This window comes from Singulisphaera photorubra (genome assembly GCF_045290345.1).
In the GTDB taxonomy this organism is placed as follows: Bacteria; Planctomycetota; Planctomycetia; order Isosphaerales; family Isosphaeraceae; genus Singulisphaera.
Genome location: NZ_CP155447.1, coordinates 3,884,509 through 3,903,223 on the forward strand (window position 1 = coordinate 3,884,509; position 18,715 = coordinate 3,903,223).

At 59.8% G+C, this 18,715-nt stretch carries 12 protein-coding genes and 1 pseudogene; 5 read left to right on the forward strand and 8 right to left on the reverse strand.

Annotated elements, in window-relative coordinates; genetic code table 11:
• Positions 1-201: 201 nt before the first annotated feature.
• The 5 genes from V5E97_RS14900 to V5E97_RS14920 all read right to left on the reverse strand — a co-directional run bounded on the left by V5E97_RS14900 (position 202) and on the right by V5E97_RS14920 (position 5,760).
• Positions 202-1,101: a WD40 repeat domain-containing protein gene (locus V5E97_RS14900; RefSeq protein WP_406700104.1), complete on the reverse strand. Its 900-nt coding sequence runs from the start codon at positions 1,099-1,101 to the stop codon at positions 202-204.
• A gap of 1,294 nt (positions 1,102-2,395) precedes the next feature.
• Positions 2,396-2,812: an SMI1/KNR4 family protein gene (locus V5E97_RS14905; RefSeq protein WP_406700105.1), complete on the reverse strand. Its 417-nt coding sequence runs from the start codon at positions 2,810-2,812 to the stop codon at positions 2,396-2,398.
• Positions 2,813-3,173: 361 nt separating this feature from the next.
• A complete protein-coding gene (locus V5E97_RS14910; protein WP_406700106.1) occupies positions 3,174-3,737 on the reverse strand; it encodes a hypothetical protein in 564 nt (187 codons plus the stop codon).
• A 32-nt stretch (positions 3,738-3,769) separates the two neighbouring features.
• On the reverse strand, positions 3,770-4,255 hold the full coding sequence (locus V5E97_RS14915) for a hypothetical protein (RefSeq protein ID WP_406700107.1): 486 nt from the start codon (positions 4,253-4,255) through the stop codon (positions 3,770-3,772).
• A 713-nt stretch (positions 4,256-4,968) separates the two neighbouring features.
• Positions 4,969-5,760: a hypothetical protein gene (locus tag V5E97_RS14920; RefSeq protein WP_406700108.1), complete on the reverse strand. Its 792-nt coding sequence runs from the start codon at positions 5,758-5,760 to the stop codon at positions 4,969-4,971.
• 475 nt (positions 5,761-6,235) lie between these two features.
• Between V5E97_RS14920 and V5E97_RS14925 the strand changes: the two genes are divergently transcribed.
• Positions 6,236-6,442, forward strand: coding sequence for a hypothetical protein (locus V5E97_RS14925; RefSeq protein ID WP_406700109.1), 207 nt, complete (start codon positions 6,236-6,238; stop codon positions 6,440-6,442).
• Positions 6,443-6,698: 256 nt separating this feature from the next.
• Positions 6,699-7,598: pseudogene (locus tag V5E97_RS14930) on the forward strand (ISAzo13 family transposase); the annotation flags it as partial.
• A 220-nt stretch (positions 7,599-7,818) separates the two neighbouring features.
• Here V5E97_RS14930 and V5E97_RS14935 read toward each other — a convergent pair.
• Positions 7,819-11,061, reverse strand: coding sequence for a HEAT repeat domain-containing protein (locus V5E97_RS14935; RefSeq protein WP_406700110.1), 3,243 nt, complete (start codon positions 11,059-11,061; stop codon positions 7,819-7,821).
• Positions 11,062-11,626: 565 nt separating this feature from the next.
• Between V5E97_RS14935 and glmM the strand changes: the two genes are divergently transcribed.
• The 3 genes from glmM to V5E97_RS14950 all read left to right on the forward strand — a co-directional run bounded on the left by glmM (position 11,627) and on the right by V5E97_RS14950 (position 14,507).
• On the forward strand, positions 11,627-12,994 hold the full coding sequence (gene glmM / locus V5E97_RS14940) for a phosphoglucosamine mutase (protein ID WP_406700111.1): 1,368 nt from the start codon (positions 11,627-11,629) through the stop codon (positions 12,992-12,994).
• Complete coding sequence (locus V5E97_RS14945) at positions 12,991-13,704, forward strand: HAD family hydrolase (RefSeq protein ID WP_406700112.1); 714 nt, start codon at positions 12,991-12,993, stop codon at positions 13,702-13,704. The genes glmM and V5E97_RS14945 overlap by 4 nt, the downstream gene beginning before the upstream one ends.
• 140 nt (positions 13,705-13,844) lie before the next feature.
• Positions 13,845-14,507 (forward strand): sigma-70 family RNA polymerase sigma factor, encoded by a 663-nt coding sequence (locus V5E97_RS14950; RefSeq protein ID WP_406700113.1) that lies wholly within the window; start codon positions 13,845-13,847, stop codon positions 14,505-14,507.
• 463 nt (positions 14,508-14,970) lie between these two features.
• On the opposite strand, the gene V5E97_RS14955 is transcribed toward V5E97_RS14950, so the two are convergent.
• Together V5E97_RS14955 and bcp are read right to left on the reverse strand one after the other, a co-directional pair.
• Complete coding sequence (locus tag V5E97_RS14955) at positions 14,971-17,151, reverse strand: leucine-rich repeat domain-containing protein (RefSeq protein ID WP_406700114.1); 2,181 nt, start codon at positions 17,149-17,151, stop codon at positions 14,971-14,973.
• A gap of 954 nt (positions 17,152-18,105) precedes the next feature.
• On the reverse strand, positions 18,106-18,567 hold the full coding sequence (gene bcp, locus V5E97_RS14960; RefSeq protein ID WP_406700115.1) for a thioredoxin-dependent thiol peroxidase: 462 nt from the start codon (positions 18,565-18,567) through the stop codon (positions 18,106-18,108).
• Positions 18,568-18,715: the final 148 nt, after the last annotated feature.

The following is an 18,715-nucleotide window of genomic DNA, read 5'->3' on the forward strand; positions in this document are numbered from 1 at the left end:
TGCCATTCAGGAATGCCCACTTTGAATTTTCCCAGTGTGGCGAGCGTGGTCTGCATCGACAGAAATGGTCCATCGGCCCGCAGTTCGTTTCCAGGATCTGGACAAACCGCCAGTATTCCTGGCCGGGACGGGGCCACTTCCTACCCAGTCCGCCTGTCCTCGTTTTGACGGTTTCCCCCATGGCTGTCTTTGAAATCCCATTTACGGCAGAACCTTCGAGATTTCCCAGAGCTTAACAGTCGTATCATCGCTTCCAGACGCCAGCAACTTCCCATCGGGCGAGAACGCCAGCGATTTTACGCGATTTTTGTGCCCTGTAAGCGTTTTAAGTAAACGTCCCGTCGCGGCATCCCAGAGGATGATCGTCATATACTCGGCGCCGGACGCCAAGATTTTTCCATCAGGAGAGTATGCCACACACCAAACAAATCCCTTCTGTCGCACTTGGCTGCCGTCGAAGCTGGCAGTCGTCTTATGACCGATCAACCGAGTTCGGACCTGAGATTTTGCCAGGTCCCAGAGATCGACAATCCCGTCCGCTCCTCCAGACGCGAGGGTGGCACAATCGGGCGAAAAATCAAGGCTAAAGACCGCCCCTTGTCGACCATTCAACTGGAAGCTCTTTTTCGGTTCCTTGAGTTGCCACAACTTGATCGTGCCTTCAAAGCAGCCAGCACCGAGCCACGATCCGTCATGAGAAAAAGTGAGCGCACGGGCTCCGCCCTGACAATCTTCCAGCCTCTCTCGGAATTCTCCCGTGGACGCATTCCAAAGCCTGACGGTCTCATCGCCGCTCGCAGACGCCAAGGTCTTCCCATCTCGGGTATATTTTACGGAATGGATCCAGGACTTATGCCCTTTGAGGACATGTTTGACCGTTTTTGCCCCAAAGTCCCACAGCCTCACCTTTGAATCCAAGTATCCCACGGCCAAGAACCTACCGTCGCGGGAAAAATCAAGAGAATCAGCAGAGTTGTCGTCTTGAATTGATGGCTCTAAGGTTAAATCCGCAATGTGTTTCCTCGATTTTGCATTCCAGACCTTAACCTCGGCGGCCCCATCGCCCGAAGCCAGAAGTTGACCATCAAGGGAAAAAGCCAAGCATTTCACTCCCCCCCGATGACCCACTAATTGGTTAGGTCCCTGAATCTCGTCAGCATGCGCGAAGCCGCAACCAAGTCGAAGCCACAAGCTGATTAACACAATGCCGCAATTTCGCATGATTATTCTTTCCTGTTGGTTAGCGAAGCTTGCCTGGGTAACCCTGCGGGAATTGCCCAAGTAGTATCCAAAATTCCTTCGGGGGAACTTCAGGCGGACCATCAGGGACCATCAGTAGCCATGCACTTCAATTGGGAAATCTGAGGAATTTAGCAAAACTGTAAACCTGTCCGGTAGTCTTAGTGCTTGGCCAAGTCTCCTGGTTTACCCAATTTAGGTGTATGGCCACCGACTGGCCCGCCTGCCATTTGCTGTTCGGTCAGCGCGCCCTTGACCCTCACCAGCTCCACGGCTATCCGGTCGAGCCGGGCGATAGCCTGTCGGATCGTGGCGTCTTGCTCTTGGCAGTCTTCCAAACTGTACTCCGGAATCTGCTCAAGGGGTTGGTCCCTGACACCAAACCCGAGGACTCTTGCGCGGCCACCGCACCTGGTTGGTCGACGGCACTTCGTTCCCCATGCCTGACAACCCCGAACTCCAGGCTAAGTTCGGCCAGCCGGGCAACCAAACGCCCGGACCATCGGTGGCCATGCACTTCAAATGGGAAATCTGGGGGATTTGGCGAAACTGCAAACGTGTCCTCGAGTCTCGGCAGCCTGCTCAAGCCTCCTGGTTTGTCCAATTTGGGTGCATGGCCACCGACTGCGACTCGTACATCTCAGCGCGAGCGACAAAAGTTTCGTTGAGCGGGCGAGCCTCAGCGACAATCTGTTGCTGGAAGTTCGCAAGAAGCGGATCATCGGGAGGCACGCAATTCGAGGGCGCACGACAACTGGCTTGGATGAAAACATCGTCCGATTTCCAAAGGTAGAGCAAAATTCCCCATCGCTTTGCCATCAAAGGCTCGTTCGATGAGGGCGTCCGAGGCGTTCTCGATGTCGGGCATGTTTTGAGACGAGAATCGCAATCCACCCTCCTTCGTTTCATCGCTTCCAAGCCCATCAGTGGCCATGCACTTCAATTGGGAAATTTGAGGAATTTAGCAAAACTACAAACCTTTCCGGTAGTCTTGGTGGCTTGGCCAAGCCTCCTGATTTGCCCAGTTTGGGTGCATGGCCATTGACTGTACCCTCAAGTCTCTTGGTTTGCCCTATTTGGGTGCATGTCCATTGATGGCCTGACAAGTCTTTGCCTGGACTGACGGACAGAAGAACAATCTCTGCCTGGCTCAAGATTAGGCGAAGTCTTCCAGCCAGACGTCCTCGATCCAATCGGCGAGGCTCGGCCACTTCGTGGACGGCCAGCCATTGTGAGAGTAAAAGACGATTTCTCCTGCCGGATTCATGCAGTAGAAGTCGGCGTTGTGCTCGCAGATTGGCAGGAGATCGCGGGGGACGTCGAACCTGCCCCAAGCCTTCTCAGCGACCCTAAGCAGATCGGTGTGCGACTCGGCACGTGTGATAGTGACCGGCTCGAAGATGCTGTAGCTGATATCACTGGCTTCCATGAGGTAGCGAAGGAAGTCCGGGTGGAACTGGACGCCGAGTCGTTGCTCGGCCGTTTCCACTTCGCCTGGCGTCGGCAAGCGGACCGGGAGGGGCGGAGGATGGTTTCGCCTCCTCAATTCTTGGATCGCTTCGTCGATTTTCATGGATCGCCACCCGGGCGGCTCTTGACGGGTGCAGATAAAGCCTTCGTGCTTGTGGGTGCTTAACCGGCCCACAGGAGCATGCAGGCTATGGAGTCCATCGGCCCTCAAGTTCGCACCATACCCGTCGATTGCGCCCCCCGCAAAGCCCCTTGCCCGATGTGCGGCAAGCTAGGGCGACGCAAGGCCATCCACAACCGCCAGGTCCGGACCATCGCCTACAAGCAGATCGTCGTCCTCGACATTACCTACGGCGAGTATCGGGCTCGTAGCAGGGATGACCATCGGTGGCCATGTACTTCAAATGGGAAATCTGGGGGATTTGGCGAAACTGCAAACGTGTCCTCGAGTCTCGGCAGCCTGCTCAAGCCTCCTGGTTTGTCCAATTTGGGTGCATGGCCACCGACTGCGACTCGTACATCTCAGCGCGAGCGACAAAAGTTTCGTTGAGCGGGCGAGCCTCAGCGACAATCTGTTGCTGGAAGTTCGCAAGATACTCACGCTGCGTCGCGACCTGCTTCGCGGTCTCCTGGATTATCGCTTCGGTCTGGTTGGCTGGGCCTGGGCCGGTAACAGCTAGGACGCCAGCGGTGAACAGTTCACGGACATATTTGCCAGCCCGATTGAAGAATCCAGAGACCTTGTCCTTGGCTGCACCGAGCAGAGCCTTTGGGGTAATGTCGTCGAGCAACGTCTCAGCCGATGCCCGAAACCACCCTTTCCCCTCGGTGACGATAGCCTCCAGGACTTCCCGTCGCCCCTGGTCGCTGAGGCTGCCGTCAACCCACACCGAAGCGTGGCCGGTGGAGTTGAGGGCGGCCACAAGAATGGTTTGGGCGGTAGGCGCAGAAGCAGCCCGCTTGAGCGCAAGGTAGCCCGCGACAGCTGAAAGGGTGTTTTTGACGACCGCGATTTGGTCGGATGTCATATTTCGATGGGGGCGGGTTGCTGCCGTGCGGCTTACCAGTTGTTGGGATCTTCGAACCGGCGGCTCAGTCTTGCGAATTCGCCTGTCTCAATAATCTCGGGAGTGCATCGCCTGATCGTTTTCAGGAAAAGAGTTAAGAGGAATAATATGTCTTGATCGCAGGGCGAGTCGTTGGCCAGCATTACAACAGCGTCCACGAATCGCCTACCGCGATGGCAAATTCGGTCTTTTGGTAGCGACGCCAATAGTTGGTCGGCCTGTTCCTTGTTCACGATTCGACCGGCTGTCAGTAGGGGAGGTCCCGCTGGTTCGATCGGCGTGTTATGAAAGGCGGTTACGGAGGAGCGAAACAGAAGAAGCATATCAAGTGGAGTATCACCAATGAGGAGACCCGCTCCAGTATCGCGAGCGACAAAGTCCATGAATCCAAGATGAACAGAACCCGTGGCACCAATCTCCAGGTCTTCCGTTCGCGTGTCCATGTAGGAGTAAGCTTCTTCAATATTCAGATAATCCACACGATACACTCCTTGTCATAATATCGATTTGAAATTAAACAGAAGGAATTGTCCCGAAATCAATGGATGTGGTCGAATATTAAGGCTCGCTCCAATCCTAATGTCTTCTGTTTGGCTACCGAATGCTATCGCGATCGTATTGACACCTTGATTAGGTTGTCGCCCAGTGTAGACTCGCCACCCACCGGTTACTACTCCAAAGAACTCGTTTACGACGGGGCCGTTCCCAGGGAATGCTCGACCTCTCTGGTCAATCAACTTCATCCCATCGTTCCAAGTTCGTTCTGTTTCAGCGATGCTTGCACCATTTGCTCGGATTTTCTTGAGATGAGAACCATCAATGGCCATGCACTTCAATTGGGAGATTTGAGGAATTTAGCAAAACTACAAACCTGTCCGCCAGCCTTGGCAGCTTAGTCAAGCCTCCTGGTTTACCTGCTTTAGGTACATGGCCACCGACTGTACCTCGAGGGAACGTCAGGTGAGCCATCAGTGGCTATCGCTTCGATTGGGAGGTTTGGGGGGATTTGGTGGAACTGCAAATCTGTCCCCGAGTCTTGGCAGTTTACTCAGGCCTCCTGGTTTTCCCTGCTTGGGTGCATGTCCATCGATGGCCTTCTCGATTTCAGTGAGGAATCGACTTTTTGCCAGGATTACCCAACCCACCCCTTCGGAGGTGCCTGGCCACTCGGCCTATCGGCCACTCGGCCTCATCAAACCCTTGACCGATGTCGAGCGGCCGCTAAGCAAATAACAATCATGCCGAAACTCACCAGTGTTGTAGGCTCGGGAGTCGAGACGGCCGGTGACAGCATCAGGGTATGCATGTCCTTACCGTCAGGGAAGCGGCCGTTGGTCGCCACGACCTGTGCAAAGATCGTCCCGTCCGCGGAGATCGTGCCGTGGTGAATAACGCTGGAGAAGCCGTCGTGTTTGAGGGTTCCTTGTGGAAGAAGCGTGGTCAAATCGGTCGATATTCCGGTGTTTAGATCAATTAACCTCTGTCCTTGTCCGTTAGTGATCAAAACATTTCCGCTGGCGTCGAGGGAAGCAAACCCGATAATTCCGCTATGCATTGGGTCGGAGGATGGGTCTTGGTAGGTCAGAGAAACAAACGGGCCAAATGTGTCGTCATGCTGCTTTTTTGTGTATCCAAATGTTAGACTATTAAATGGATTTGCCAGATCGCCACCACCGGGCACGGTTCCGAGCACGAACCCTGAGTTCGTGTTTTGCCTGGACTGCATCTGGAACGTTACCGGTCTTATGTTTACCCCCGAACCCTGCAACCCCTGCACCGAAGGCAGTGCAGCCCTGTCGATCTCGGTCAAGGACAGGCCAAGCGGCGGATGGAGAGCCCTGGCTGCCTCGACCGACTCCGCATCTAAGGAACCTAAATCAATAACTGTAAACAAATTAGCGGCCTGGCAATCGGTCCCCCATCCGGTCGGTAACATAGCAACTAAGGACATTAACCAGATGTAGGCAAGGACTCGTGTGGGCATGGTATCTTCCATGAAGCAATGTGATTCATCTTGCCCATACTATTGCGAAGCGTGCTCAGGTGGTCAAGGTGGAACACCGCATCCCCTAGCTCCGGTACACCTTCTCGGCCGCGTCCCTGATTTGGATGAACTCCCGACACCGGCAAATCCATTCGACATCGAGCGAGACTGTGCGGACCTTAAGTTGCCAAAGCCAGGTGCGACCTCGCCTGTTTGGGGTCGCCCAGGCGCCTTGGCGATGCCAACGATCTGGCCCTACTTATCGAGCAACCTGTGACCAACACCTCGCCCAACAGAATCAAGCTATGTATATTGGCCAGAGTTGGAAATGGGGAAGACTTCGTCCAGTCACCTTGGACTGAGTCATTCTGATAGATTGGCGAATCTGGCTGTCGAAACGTCGCCCTTGTTCGATCTTAAAGAGCGTGGAACGAAATAATTGCTATAACTTCTCGTCGTTGTACATAATGACCCGATGCACGACGATTCGGAATTGCAACGCAAGTTCGCCTCGATCCTGCCGAACCTCAAGGAGAGGCAGCGGCGACTTTTGGCCGCTGCCGAGGCCCGGTCGCTCGGCTATGGCGGCATCCGTCGCGTGAGCCGGGCCTCGGGCATTTCCCATACGGCGATCAGGCGGGCATTGGAGCAGCTCGATGCTCCGCCTCTCCCCACTGGTTGAGTCCGGCGGCCCGGTGGCGGTCGCAAGAAGTTCCGCGACAAGAACCCGGCGATCCTCGCCGCGCTGGAGGAGTTGTGGGACTTTCTCAGCGAGGGTGGATAAGCGCGGACAGTTTCAGTAGTGGTCGCGTAGGCAGTAGGTGGCGCAGAAGTCCTTTTCCGGCAGAGCCTTGCTTCGGCTCCTCGGGCTGCCTTGGCCGCCCAAAGTGTCCGCGCTGTCCACTGGTCCTGGCATCGGCGGTGAGAAAGTCCCGGAGTTGTTCGCCCCCGAGACGCGGGGCGATCCCATGTCCCCTCTGCGGTGGACCTGCAAGAGCACCCGTCAACTGGCCGAGGCCCTGGCTGGGCGAGGGTTCGCCGTTAGCCACCGCGTCGCCGGCGAGTTGCTACACCACCTCGGCTACAGCCTCCAGGCAAACGCCAAGACGCGCGAGGGAAAGCGGAGCCCTGACCGCGACGCCCAGTTCCGCTACATCAGCGAGACCAGTGGTCGCTACCTCGCGGCCGGTTGGCCCGTCATCTCCGTGGACACCAAGAAGAAGGAACTGGTTGGCGATTTCAAGAATGGCGGCCGGGAGTGTTAGCCCAAGGGGTACCCCGAGGAGGTGCGAGTCCACGATTTCCCTGACGCCGGCGCCGGCAAGGCGATCCCCTACGGCGTCTACGACCTTGGGTGGGACCTGAGCTGGGTCAACGTCGGCGCCGACCACGACACGGCCAGCTTCGCCGTCGAGGGCATCCGCCAGTGGTGGTCCGGGATGGGGGAGGAGATCTCTCCGGATGTCGGTCACCTGCTGATCTGCGCCGACGGGGGCGGGAGCAATGGGTATCGGGTCCGGATTTGGAAGGTGGAACTCCAGGCGTTTGCCAACGAGTCGGGTCTGGAGATCACCGTCTGCAACTTCCCGCCGCGGACGAGCAAGTGGAACAAGATCGAGCACCGCTGATTCTCGCACATCACGATGAACTGGCAGGGTAGGCCGCTGGTGAGCCATAAAGTGGTCGTTGATTTAATCGCCGCGACGAGGACCGCAACAGGCTTGGAAGTCGAAGCCCGGTTGGACATGCGGAGAGTCCTGTTGGAGCGACACGAGTTCCACGGCGAGTGGAATTACACAATCAGGCCCACGGTGACGAGACAGATGACCAAGAAGTAGCACTTATTTCGTTCCAGGCCCTTAGTGAGGAATCGGCTGTTAATCGGGATTGCAAAGCTATCCGTTATAGGTTTTCCGGCCACTCCAGAGACGATCTCCGTGTCGCGATATCCCCGTATTGATAACGCATCGCAGACGGAGGGACACTTCTGGTACGTTTGCGGGATACCAGTGAGTTAAAATAAACGTTTTGGTTAACGGTGATGTGTTTGCTGTTGCATTAGCAAGCCTCCGGCACCGCGGTCTTATCAAGACTATCTTTCTCGAGCCCCTGTGATTGTGTAGCGGGAGCCAGCGCCAGAGCTTGGACCTCGGTCTGCTTTTTGAGGCGGTCGATGATTCGGGTTACGACATTCCGTAATTCGGAGACCTCCTCTTGGCTTTCACGCTCCACCAAGGCTTCGAGCAACCGCCCGTCTCCCGGATCGAACGATTCCATCAGTTCCAGGGCGGCCTTGCGGATCCGGGGGGCCGGATCGTTCAGGGCCTCCACCACGGCGAGTTCCACTTGCGGGTCGTTCATCTCCGCGGCACGGAGGGAGCCGGCGGCGATCAAGCGAATGCGAGAGTTTGGATCGGTAAGCAAATTCTGCATGACCTCACCGACTAGGTCGACTGGAGTCAGCTTGAGTGCGGTGGCGGCGTTCAATCGCACACCCTCGTCAGCATCGGTCGTCTGCTCGATCAACAGGGGAATTGCGTCTGAGGGCAAGGTTTCGAGCCGGCCGAGGGCGTGCGCGGCGTTCGCTCGGACTTGTGACTCCGGGTCACTGAGTGCCTCGATCAGGTCGGGGATCGCCTGTTCGGGGATGGCTGCCGCTCTCATCCATCCCGCCGAGGCCACGATCCGGATGTCGCCGCAAGCATCCCTGAGGCCTGCGGCGAAAGCGTCGACTGACTCGGGAGGTTGGATCAGCGTGATCGCCCGGATTGCCTTTTCGCGGACGCTGACTTCGCCGGTCCGGGCGGCTTGGAGCAAGGCCTCGCCGGCGGTCGCGGCTTCGTGGCCGAGGCGGCCCAGCGCCTGGGCGGCGCGGGCTTGAACCGCCGTGCTGTCATCCTCGAGCAACCGTCGGCATAACCCCGCGATCACCTCGGGGGTCGCGCCGGCCAGCTTGGGGAGCACGGTGATTGCCTCGAGTTTCACGTCGTCGTTTGCGTCGTCGAGAAGGGGGATGAGCTTGCTCACCACGGATTCACTCGGGTCGCCCCACAGACCGACCGACTCCACGGCGGCGGCACGGACCAAGGGGTCGGGGTCTCCGAGTCCCGCCAGGACGATCTGGGCCGTGGATGAGGTTGGGGCGCCGATCGCGCCCATGGCGCGGAGCGACTGGCTGCGCACCTCGCCGTCCTCGTCCAGAGCCGCCCATTCGAGGGCCTTTCGTGCGCCGGCCGCGGCCTTGCCGAGGTTGCCTAACGCCTCGGCCGCATTGCCGCGCACTTGCGGATTGAGATGCCCCAGGGAGTGGATCAGGGCGGTGACCACGTCGTGGTTCGAGTCACCCATCTGGCCCAGCGCTTCCGCCGCCAGGGCACTGACGAGGTTGTCCTGATCATTCAATGCTCGCACCAGGCCGGGGACTGCGGCCTCCGCGGCCGATTCCCCGATTTTGCCCAGTGCTTCCACAGCCTTGGCCCGTACTCCGTCGTTCTCATCTTCCATCGCCTCGATCAGGGCCGGAGCGGTTTCCTCGGCGGCAGCGCCGATGGTTCCCAGGGCCTCGGCCGTCTGGGCCCGCACGACGGTGTCCGGGCTCTCCAACCCTTCCGCCAGAGTCTCGGTGGCGGCCTCGTTCAGCGGCCCGACCCGGGCGATGGCCTCGGCTGCCGCCGTGCGCACCAACTCATCACGGTCCTGAAGCAGCGGGACGAGTGATGGGACCGCGGGGCTGGCAAGCTTGTTCAATGACCCGAGCGCCCGTGCCGCCGCGGCCTTGACCGGACTGCTGGCGTCTTCCAACAACTCAATCAGCGCGGGCACCGTGACCTTCTCGGATCCACCGACCAAGCCCAAGGCCTCGGCTGCCTCGCAGCGAACCGACTCGTCCGCATCCTTCAATAAGCGGATCAGCCCGGGGACCACGTTTGCGGCGGGCGTCCCGATCCGGCCCAGCCCCCGCACGGCCTGGGTTCGCACCGCCGCCGAGTCGTCAGTCAATGCGGATTCCAGCGTTTCCACCGCGAGCTCGACCGGGTCGCGGGGCGGTGGAGTCGGCGTCGCCCGCCGTCTCCGGGCCAACCACGAGGCCAAGGCTCGACCCCTCAACCAGCGACGACGATCGCGCACTCGCGCTCCGACCGTTGATTTCGCCCGAGCGGTGCCGAGAGTCCCCAACGCTTCGGCCACGCTCTGCCGGACCAAAGCGCTGGGGTCCTGGCTGAGAGCAGCCAGCAGAGGGAGTGTGTCCCCAGCGTTGAGCAGTCCGAGTGCGGCTACGGCGACGGCCCGAACGTGCTCCTGCGGATCGTGCAGATGACGGACAAGGGCCGGAATGGTCGAGGGTCCAATCGTCGCCAGCACCAGCGGCAATTGGTCGCGCTGCTCTTTCGTCAGCGACGGGACCGAACGTAGCGAGACCAGCAGCGGACCGATTGCCCCGCCTCCGAACTGGGCCAGCGCATTCCGCGCCCGCTCATGAATGGGCCCGTGCGGACTCCAGAAGTCGGTGATCGTCTCCGCCAGCAACTTTCCTTGCCGTAGGGAAGCGAAGACCTGTTGGAGCAATACCAGGCTAAAGAACGCCTTGAACCCGGCCAGCAGAGTCGAGGCTGGCCACGCGGCCGGCATGATAAACTCGGCCCGCAGCCAGTGGCGCGACTTGGCCAGATCCAGAACATCAAGCAGGCCGAGAAGCTTCGTGATGGCGTATGCAAGGAAATCAAGATAATTCGGTGTGTCTGCCCCGTCCCCCACCGCGTACCAGCGCTTGCCGACGAGGTCGTAGAGGCCCTGGTTGAGCAGGGCGAAGCCGCCGATGATCGCGACAGTGGCGGCGATCAAGAGAGGGACTCGGACCTGCTGGCCGTAGCACGCCAGGTAGGTCGCCGGCGCCTGGCCCTTCAGCGGGTTATGGATCGCCTTATGGCCTCGCTCGACCTCGTATCGTTCAATATCAATAAACATGTAGGCGAGGCAGGCGATGGTTCCCATGAAGAGTGGGGTCAGCCCGCACGCGATCCTGAGGCCCGGCAGCGAGTCGCCGGCAACACCTCCCGCGACGAGGAACCCTAAGGCGAGAGCCAGGAACCAGGGCCAGGTCGCCCAGGCCAGCAACTGCTCCCAGAGCCGAAAGCCTTTGCGGATACTCCCCCTCACCACGGTGCCAAGGACCTGTAAGACCCAGCCGATCAATCCAATATGGTACAGAATACCGGCGGCCAACCCCAACCCTACCAGAGCGACCAGGAGGAGGTACGACGATCGGCCGCGATCCAGTTCGAGGAACCAGGAGGTCTTCATGAACCTATTTCCGAGACGTCGGGATCATTTCTATGTTTGAGGCGAGTCGCCCGCGACAGACCTCTCCTCAGGAAAGGCGACGCTCCAGTCCGTTTCGTCACCTGCATTTTCGAGACCCCAGACGATCCAATGCGCCGGCTGTGGGCTCCCGCGCCGGGCCTGTTCAACCCGTCACGATCGCATCTCCGCGAGTTCAGTCGGGCCGAGGTGAAAGCGAATCGGTTTAATGATTAGAGCATACCGCGTGCCACGAGCTGCATTTTAGGGGAGGTCCCCGTCATCCCAACCGTGATGTTCAAGATTTACGGCGAGAGCATTGATGTGGAGAGCGAGGTGGCGTTTCGCTCCTGATCGTTGGTCTGAATCAACTTTCCTTGGCTAGGGAACCCTTGAGGTTGTAAGAGGTTGGACTTCGTGCCGTTTGATCCGGCGGTGCCACGGGATCGTTGTGAACCGTCTCTGATTGGCGTTGGGAGTGAGCAATGGTCTTGCTCCCTGGGCGGGAGATTTCTAACTTGGGTCAGGAGATTATAGCGCGAGGTTTCGGAAGGAAACGAGGCACCACGTGGGCGGGACTCGGATTGCAAGTGTGTCGGGGTTGCGGGGCGTGGTCGGTGACGGGCTCGACCCAACGGTTGTGGTCGAGTTCGCGGCCGCCTATGCGTCGAGTTGCGCATTGGGGCCGATTGTAGTCGGTCACGATGGGCGTGTCTCGGCCCAGGTCTTTACCTCGGCCGTGCTGGCCGCGGTGACTGCCACGGGTCGTGATGCCTTGCTGGTGGGGCCCACGGCGACGCCGACGATCGGCCGACTCGTGCGCGACCAGGCGGCGGCCGGTGGAATTCAAATCTCGGCGTCGCACAATCCGTCCAAATATAACGGCCTCAAGTTTTTTCAGCCCGAGGGGATGGTCCTGAGCGCGGCCCAGGGCCGCGACGTTCTCGATCGCCTCCACCGCCGTGCATTTGGTTGGGCCGCCTGGGATGCGCTCGGGCGGGTTCGCTCGCTCGATGATCCCGATCAGTCGCATCTAAAGCATGTGCTCAATATCGTCGACGTTGACGCTATCCGTCGCCGCAAGTTTACGGTGGTGCTCGACGCCTGCCACGGGGCAGGGGGCCGTCTGGGGGCGCTACTCCTCCGCTCGTTGGGCTGCAAGGCGGTCGTCCTCGGGGCCCTCCCTGATGGCCGCTACGACCATCCTCCCGAGCCGACCGAGGCGAATCTGCAGGCGTTCTCCGCGATTGTGCCCGCCACCGGCGCGGTCGTCGGGTTCGCGCAGGACCCTGACGCCGATCGTCTTGCCCTGGTCGACGAGTCGGGTCGCTACATCGGCGAAGAGTTGACCCTCGCGCTGGCAGTCTCGCGGCGACTGGCTCAGGTCCGCGGTCCCTTGGTTCTGAACCTCTCGACCTCACGCGTGAGTGAAGACCTGGCCGCACGCTACGGCTGCCCGGTCCACCGCACTCCAGTCGGTGAGATCCACGTGGTTGAGCGAATGCGCGCGGAGGGTGCTGTATTGGGCGGAGAGGGGAATGGCGGCGTGATCGACCCTCGGGTCGGCTTCGTTCGCGACAGCTTCGTCGCCATGGCTGTCGTGCTCGACTTGCTTGCCGAGACCGGGGAGCCACTCTCCCGCCTGGTTGACGCGCTCCCGAAATATGCGATGGTGAAGGATCAGTACCCACTCGCCCAGGACGGAAGTGCCGAGGGGATCGCCGCACTCTGGGATAAGATCACGGCGGCCCATCCCGAGGCCAAGGCCGACCGGCGCGATGGTCTGCGGCTCGACTGGTCCGATCGGTGGGTCCATGTCCGATCAAGTAACACCGAGCCGATTGTCAGGGTCATCGCCGAGTCGGTCGATTCGGCGACCTCGCGTGCCCTCGCCGACCGGATCGGACGTTGGGTGACTTCGGGAGGCGCTTCGTGAGCTGGCCGACGTTCGATCGACCTCCCGCCGCCGCGTTTGTCGACGTGGACGGGACCTTGCTTGCGCACACCACCACGTTGCTCTTCGCCCGGATTCTCCGTCGCCGGGGGCTGATCAAACGGTCGTTCGTTCTGCGGGCCGTATTCCACGGCCTTCAGCACCGGTTTGGCCGGCTCGACTACGGCAAGTTGATCGCGTTCGGGTTGAAGAGCATCGCGCGGATCCCGGTCGTCGAGCTGGAACGGATCGCTTACGATAACTTTGTCGAGTTTGTCCGCCCTCGGCTCTACGAGGGAGTGGTCGAGCACCTGAACGCATTGCGCCGGTCGGGAACCGCCGTGGTTCTGGTTTCTTCCTCGCCTGGGATTGTGATCGAACCGTTGAGCCTCTATCTCGGGTGCACGGATACGATCACCACGCCGGTTGTCATCGAACGCGGTCGGCTTGTCGGAATTGGCTCTGGTCCACCATGTTACGGAGAAGGAAAGCTCTATTGGGCGGAGCGATGGGCGGAGGATCACGGGATTTCGATGGACGATTCGGTGGCTTATGCGGATAATTGGAGTGACCGAGCGTTGTTACAACGCGTCGGCACCGCGGTCGTGGTTCATCCACACCGAAAGCTGTATCAACTGGCGAAGACTCGCGGCTGGCATATTGTCTATCCGCAACGACCTCGGTCGTTAGCCCGTCGCGACGTTGATCGCTAGGATGGGGGCCCTCTCGTTGTGATTTCGTCCGCCTCGGGCGATTTTCTCAAGGCCAGCCGTCCGTTCTACGCGTTGGTCGCTTCGGGCGGGTTTAGGACCTCGTCGAGCTTGCTCGGAAACTCTTGGCGGAGCGAATGGTGATGCCACACGAATCAGCCGCCCCCTCGAAGGGGGCCCGTGCCCTTCGAGCCGGCCCGACAGCCATGGCGCTGGTCATTGGTTTGGCCGCCCTGACCGCGCACGCCTCCGAGACGGACCTGGTCCAGGACATTCAGCGCTATTGCACAGTCTGCTGGAGAAATGCCCGGCTTGACCCTGGCCTCTGGGAAGATTGCACCCAGGAGGTTTGCTGCCGGCTCCTCGGCAAGGCGCGGGCCGGCCAGCTCGACCTCAATCTCGTTTTGGCCGACGATACCGCCGAGCGTCGTGAGTTGGTCCGGGCGATTGACATGGTTCGCAAGCGCGTTCAGCGTTCGAAACGCTATCAACCCCTGAACGATCGACTTACGCCGGGCCCGGATCTCGATCAGCGTGAACGCAATCGCCAAGAACTCGGCGAAATTCTCGAGGCAGCGCGTCAGGCCGTGCTCAGTGCCCGCCAGGACCAGATCGTCGAACTATGGACTCGCGGCTGGACCGTGCCCGAGATCGGCGAAAAGATGGGGCTCCCCGTGGCCCGCGTCAGCGACGAGAAATACAAGGCGCTCCGAAAGCTCGAACGCTACCTCGCGGGCCGTCGCGACGAACTCGAGCTGGCTTCCGAGTCCACCCCCCTCGAGCTTGAAGCGACTCGAGCAGGGTAACGACACTGGAGCATCCCCAGACGCTCGATGCTGCCGTGATCCCCGGCGCATCGTGTCCCCTCTCCACGCGTCTCGGTGCCAGCCGAGCGCGTGCCGCTTTACAAGCGGAGGCCCCGCCTGCCTCTCGGCCCGGGGTCTGATTCCGCATTGGGGCTGGCTCTTCGACACCCCAAATCGATGGCCCCAACTGTGATCGACCTTCGGTGCGAAGCCATCCGGCTTTTGTAGGGGGGGCACGGCCCACCAGGTTTCGCCCCCGAGGCCGAACAGTTCCCAGCCACCCTATCGATCTGAGCCACTCGAGGGTAAGCCCGCTCTCAGCGGTCCATTCCCGCGTATGGGGTTGGCTTCAGCCTACCTCGTACTTGAGGTGGTGGCAGGATGAAGCCGACCGTACCAGGGAAAAAGACGGGTGGGCCGTGCCCACCCGCAAAGTCACCGCCGTTTCCCACCCACGCACAGCCTAAAAATCGCCGTACTCGACTTCGAGATTGGGCCGGCTTTTTTTGAGGTCGTCGATACCCGCCTGGGTCGCCTTGGTCCAGGTGATGCTGAGATAGTGGAGATTCGCCAGTGCTTTGAGATGAACGAGCCCTTCGTCCGTGATCTGTTCGCCGGAGATGGAGAGCTGCTGGAGTTCCGGCAAGGATTTGAGGTGGGCGAGTGAGGCGTTATTCAGGGAATTGGCGTAGAGGGTGAGCCGATACAGCTTGGTCAAGCCCTGGAGATTTGCCAGACCGGCCCCGGTGATGTTGTTATCCGGGAGGTGAAGACGTTTGAGTTGTGTCAATCCTTTGATGTGAATGAGCCCCGCGTCGGTGACTTTGGCCTTGGTGATCGCGAGGAGTTCGAGATTCTTGAGGCCGGCGATGTGAGCCAGCCCCGCGTCGCCGATGTCAGAATAGCCGAGGTGCAGGTATTGGAGTGTGGGGATCGACTTCAGATGAACGAGGCCGGCGTTGGTCACGGGCGTGCCATCAAGGTAGAGTTCATTGAGTTCGGGTAACTCTTGGAGATGGACGAGATCGGCGTCGGTAACGTTTGTCGACGTCAGGCTGAGCCGAGAAATTTTGGGCAACCCTCGAAGCTGGGCAAAGCTGCCTTCGCTGAGTTTGAGCCGATCCAAGACCAATCGAGCGAGTCTTGGTATTTTTTTGAGGCCTGCCAGGCCGGCCAGGGTGAACTGTTCGCTCTCGAAGGCGGGATCCTTGCCGATGTTGAGGAAGTAGAGTTCTGGCAGATCAGCCAACACCGCCAGCCCGGCATCGCCGACGTCGGTTGTGCTGAACGCGAGACTATTCAGCTTCCTGAGCCTTCGAAGCACGGGGAATCCCGAGTCGGTCACGCACGTGCCGCTGATAAACAGCTCGGTCAGATTTGTGAGCCGGCTGACGACCTCAAGCCCGGCATTTGTTGTAGGTGTATCGATCAAGTGGAGTTTTTGGAGGTTCTTGAGCCCCGCGATGTTTTCGAGGCCGGCGTCGCCCACTCTTGTCTCGTTGAGCGAGAGGGTTCGGAGTTGCTTCAGACCTCGAAGATGCACCATGCCTTCGTCGTCGATCGCTTTACCCCTCAAGTCCAGCTCAGTCAGCGCGGCGAAATCGTCGAATTCCATTCCCTCGAACTCGTCGGAGAGGGACTGGAGATAGACCAAGTCGTTCTTGGTCGGGCGAGCCGCCGCCAGGATGCGCTCTGTGGGCTTCGGGCGCTTCTTGACCGTGGAGGCCGCGGCGGCCGGATAGCCGGCCGGTTGACCAGTCGGCTTCGGGAGCGGGAGCGCCCCTGAATACGAGTGCAGCGCCTGCGCGACTCCCGTCCGGCCGTCCTTCCTCGAAAATCGGAAGAGCGAGGAGACCCACCTCGAATGGCCGGCCGTGAGCACCGAGTGAATGAAGTAATATCCTTGCGGGTCGCGGCGGACTTCCGACAACCTGGCCTCGGTCCCCCGCCAGCCCCAGACGTCGATTGCGCCTGACCCCTCGCCCCAATTGCTGCCCAGGAAGACCTTGGTTCCCGACCAGTCGCCTGGCCCGAACCGGAGCTTGTAGGACTCAAACTTAGGGATATATCCTTCTTCTGTTGGGCCAACCTTCCCGCCGAAACCAAGCACCGCGACCGTGTCGGTGGGGATTTTCGCGTTACCTTGATAGGGGATCAGAGCGTTGGCGACCCCATGTCGCCCGTCTCGCAGGGTGTAGCGGAAGTTGACAACAACCCACTTTGCCGCGTTTGCCGTCGCCAAGGAATAGATGATATAAAATCCGTCTTTATCGGACTTTACGTCGGTGCATCGGACGTTGAGGCCCCCTGTCCAGTCCCATAGATCGGTGCTCGGATTCTCATCGCCCCAGGCGCTTGAGACGATGATCCTGGCCCCTGCCCAGTCGCCTGGCCCGAACCGGAGCTTATACGACTCGAAGCCAGGGATGAAGCCTTCCTCCTGGGGGCCGATTTTTCCGCCGTAACCAAACGCCAAGGCCGAGCGCTCGGTCGCGATGGGCGGAGCCCCGGCGGGGGCGGTCGCCGCTTTTTTCTTGGCCACTGGTCGAAATTGCACTGCATGAACACCGGCGTACGGAATCGACCAAGCCATCAATGCGGACAGGGCAAATCCCGCCGCCGTGAATCGACTTGTCCCGAGCATCGTGCGATCTCCTACCCATCTTCGTTCGAAGTAGTACTCACCCCCTTGATTGGGGAAGAGATTATTAGAACAAGACAGCCAAGACCCCGACAAGTCCACACACGGTTAAGGCAAAGCCAAAGCGGCGACCGGCTTGAAGCGTTTCTTTAAAATAGGGGTTTAGTAATGTGGTTGAATTATTATGAGTTTGCTTGCAAGGAAAAAAGGCACTTCTACCGAGAGGTAATCGAGCCACCGTGCCAGAGCGGGCGGGGGATGGAGGGCACCGGGAAGCTGCAGCGTCCTGGACTTGATCGGATCGATTCCGAAGGTATCAATTCCAAGCCGGGGCGTATCAACCCCGGCTCACCATTCGACGGCGTCACGCTCCGGGCGACTGGATCCCGGCCACGGTCGATGTACTCCATCCCCGGCCGCATCGCGGCGACATCCATGCCGTGGATCTGGTCCTCGTTTTGATGCACGGACTTCAGCGAGTTGAAGATCCTGGGGTCTCCACCGCGTTCGAGCGGCCCAAGACGAACCCGGTTGACAGAAGGAGCGGGGAGACCCCTGCCGGAGGCACCAACTGGCGAGTGCTTCCAATAATTCTGGGGCGAGCCGAGCCCTGCAAACGCGGCTTTCTCGCCTGTGCTTGCTGCCCAGAGATTGGGCCCCAACTCGCAGACGAACACTTACGTCGAGCGGTTGAGGCCGCGAAGGCCTTTGGGGACGGCCTTGCGAAGGAAGCCGACCTGGCTAACGCACGCGAGCCCGCGCCTGATTATTCATCGCCAATGCCGCCGGTGGGAGAGCATGGCGAGTCGGCTCTGGAATTGACGGCAAGGGACGAAAGGCCCGATTTCGGCAGTGAATCGCCCGTTTCACCTACTTCCCGGAGCACTGGCAGTTGCCGCGAGGCGGGAGGCCGACTCTGCTCGGTCTCCCGATCGATTCGCGGTTTCTTGGTTTGGGTCAAAGCGATTTGACGGTCTCGAGGACCTCGTCCGAGTGCCCGTCGACCTTGACCTTCGGGAAGATCTTTTGAACGATCCCGGTTCGATCGATGATGAACGTCGTCCGCACGACTCCCATGGATTTCTTGCCGTAGTTATTCTTCTCTTGCCAGACGCCGTAGGCTTCACAGACCTGATGGCCAACGTCGGCGACGAGCGTGAAGGGGAGATCGTATTTCTCGGCGAACTTCTGGTGGGACGTGGTATCGTCGGGGCTGACGCCGATGACGTGGGCTCCGGCCGCTTCGTAGTCGGCCCGGGCGTCGCGGAAGGCGCAGGCTTGTTTGGTGCAGCCGGGAGTATCGTCCTTCGGATAGAAGTAAAGGACCACCGGCGCTCCCTGAAGTTGGGAGAGTGTGACCTCCTGGCCTCGCTGGTCGAGGAGCGTGAAGTCGGGAGCGGGTTGGCCAGATTCAATCATCGCGGTTTCTCTCTTTCCGGCATCGTTCCGGAGGTTAGGTGAATCGTTTCAGACGGCCCATGAAATGAATTTCGCGGGTCCTGGAGATTGCGCGAACCGGGGACTCGGACGCGACTCTGCGAGTATGATAGGCAACACGTCGAGCGGA

What these genes read in the sequence shown, in the direction of transcription:
- bcp (WP_406700115.1), bottom strand. Translation starts at nt 18,567, where the DNA reads ATGATTGAATCTGGCCAACCCGCTCCCGACTTCACGCTCCTCGACCAG.
- V5E97_RS14925 (WP_406700109.1), top strand. Translation starts at nt 6,236, where the DNA reads ATGCACGACGATTCGGAATTGCAACGCAAGTTCGCCTCGATCCTGCCG.
- V5E97_RS14910 (WP_406700106.1), bottom strand. Translation starts at nt 3,737, where the DNA reads ATGACATCCGACCAAATCGCGGTCGTCAAAAACACCCTTTCAGCTGTC.
- V5E97_RS14920 (WP_406700108.1), bottom strand. Translation starts at nt 5,760, where the DNA reads ATGCCCACACGAGTCCTTGCCTACATCTGGTTAATGTCCTTAGTTGCT.
- V5E97_RS14950 (WP_406700113.1), top strand. Translation starts at nt 13,845, where the DNA reads ATGCCACACGAATCAGCCGCCCCCTCGAAGGGGGCCCGTGCCCTTCGA.
- V5E97_RS14905 (WP_406700105.1), bottom strand. Translation starts at nt 2,812, where the DNA reads ATGAAAATCGACGAAGCGATCCAAGAATTGAGGAGGCGAAACCATCCT.
- V5E97_RS14935 (WP_406700110.1), bottom strand. Translation starts at nt 11,061, where the DNA reads ATGAAGACCTCCTGGTTCCTCGAACTGGATCGCGGCCGATCGTCGTAC.
- V5E97_RS14955 (WP_406700114.1), bottom strand. Translation starts at nt 17,151, where the DNA reads ATGCTCGGGACAAGTCGATTCACGGCGGCGGGATTTGCCCTGTCCGCA.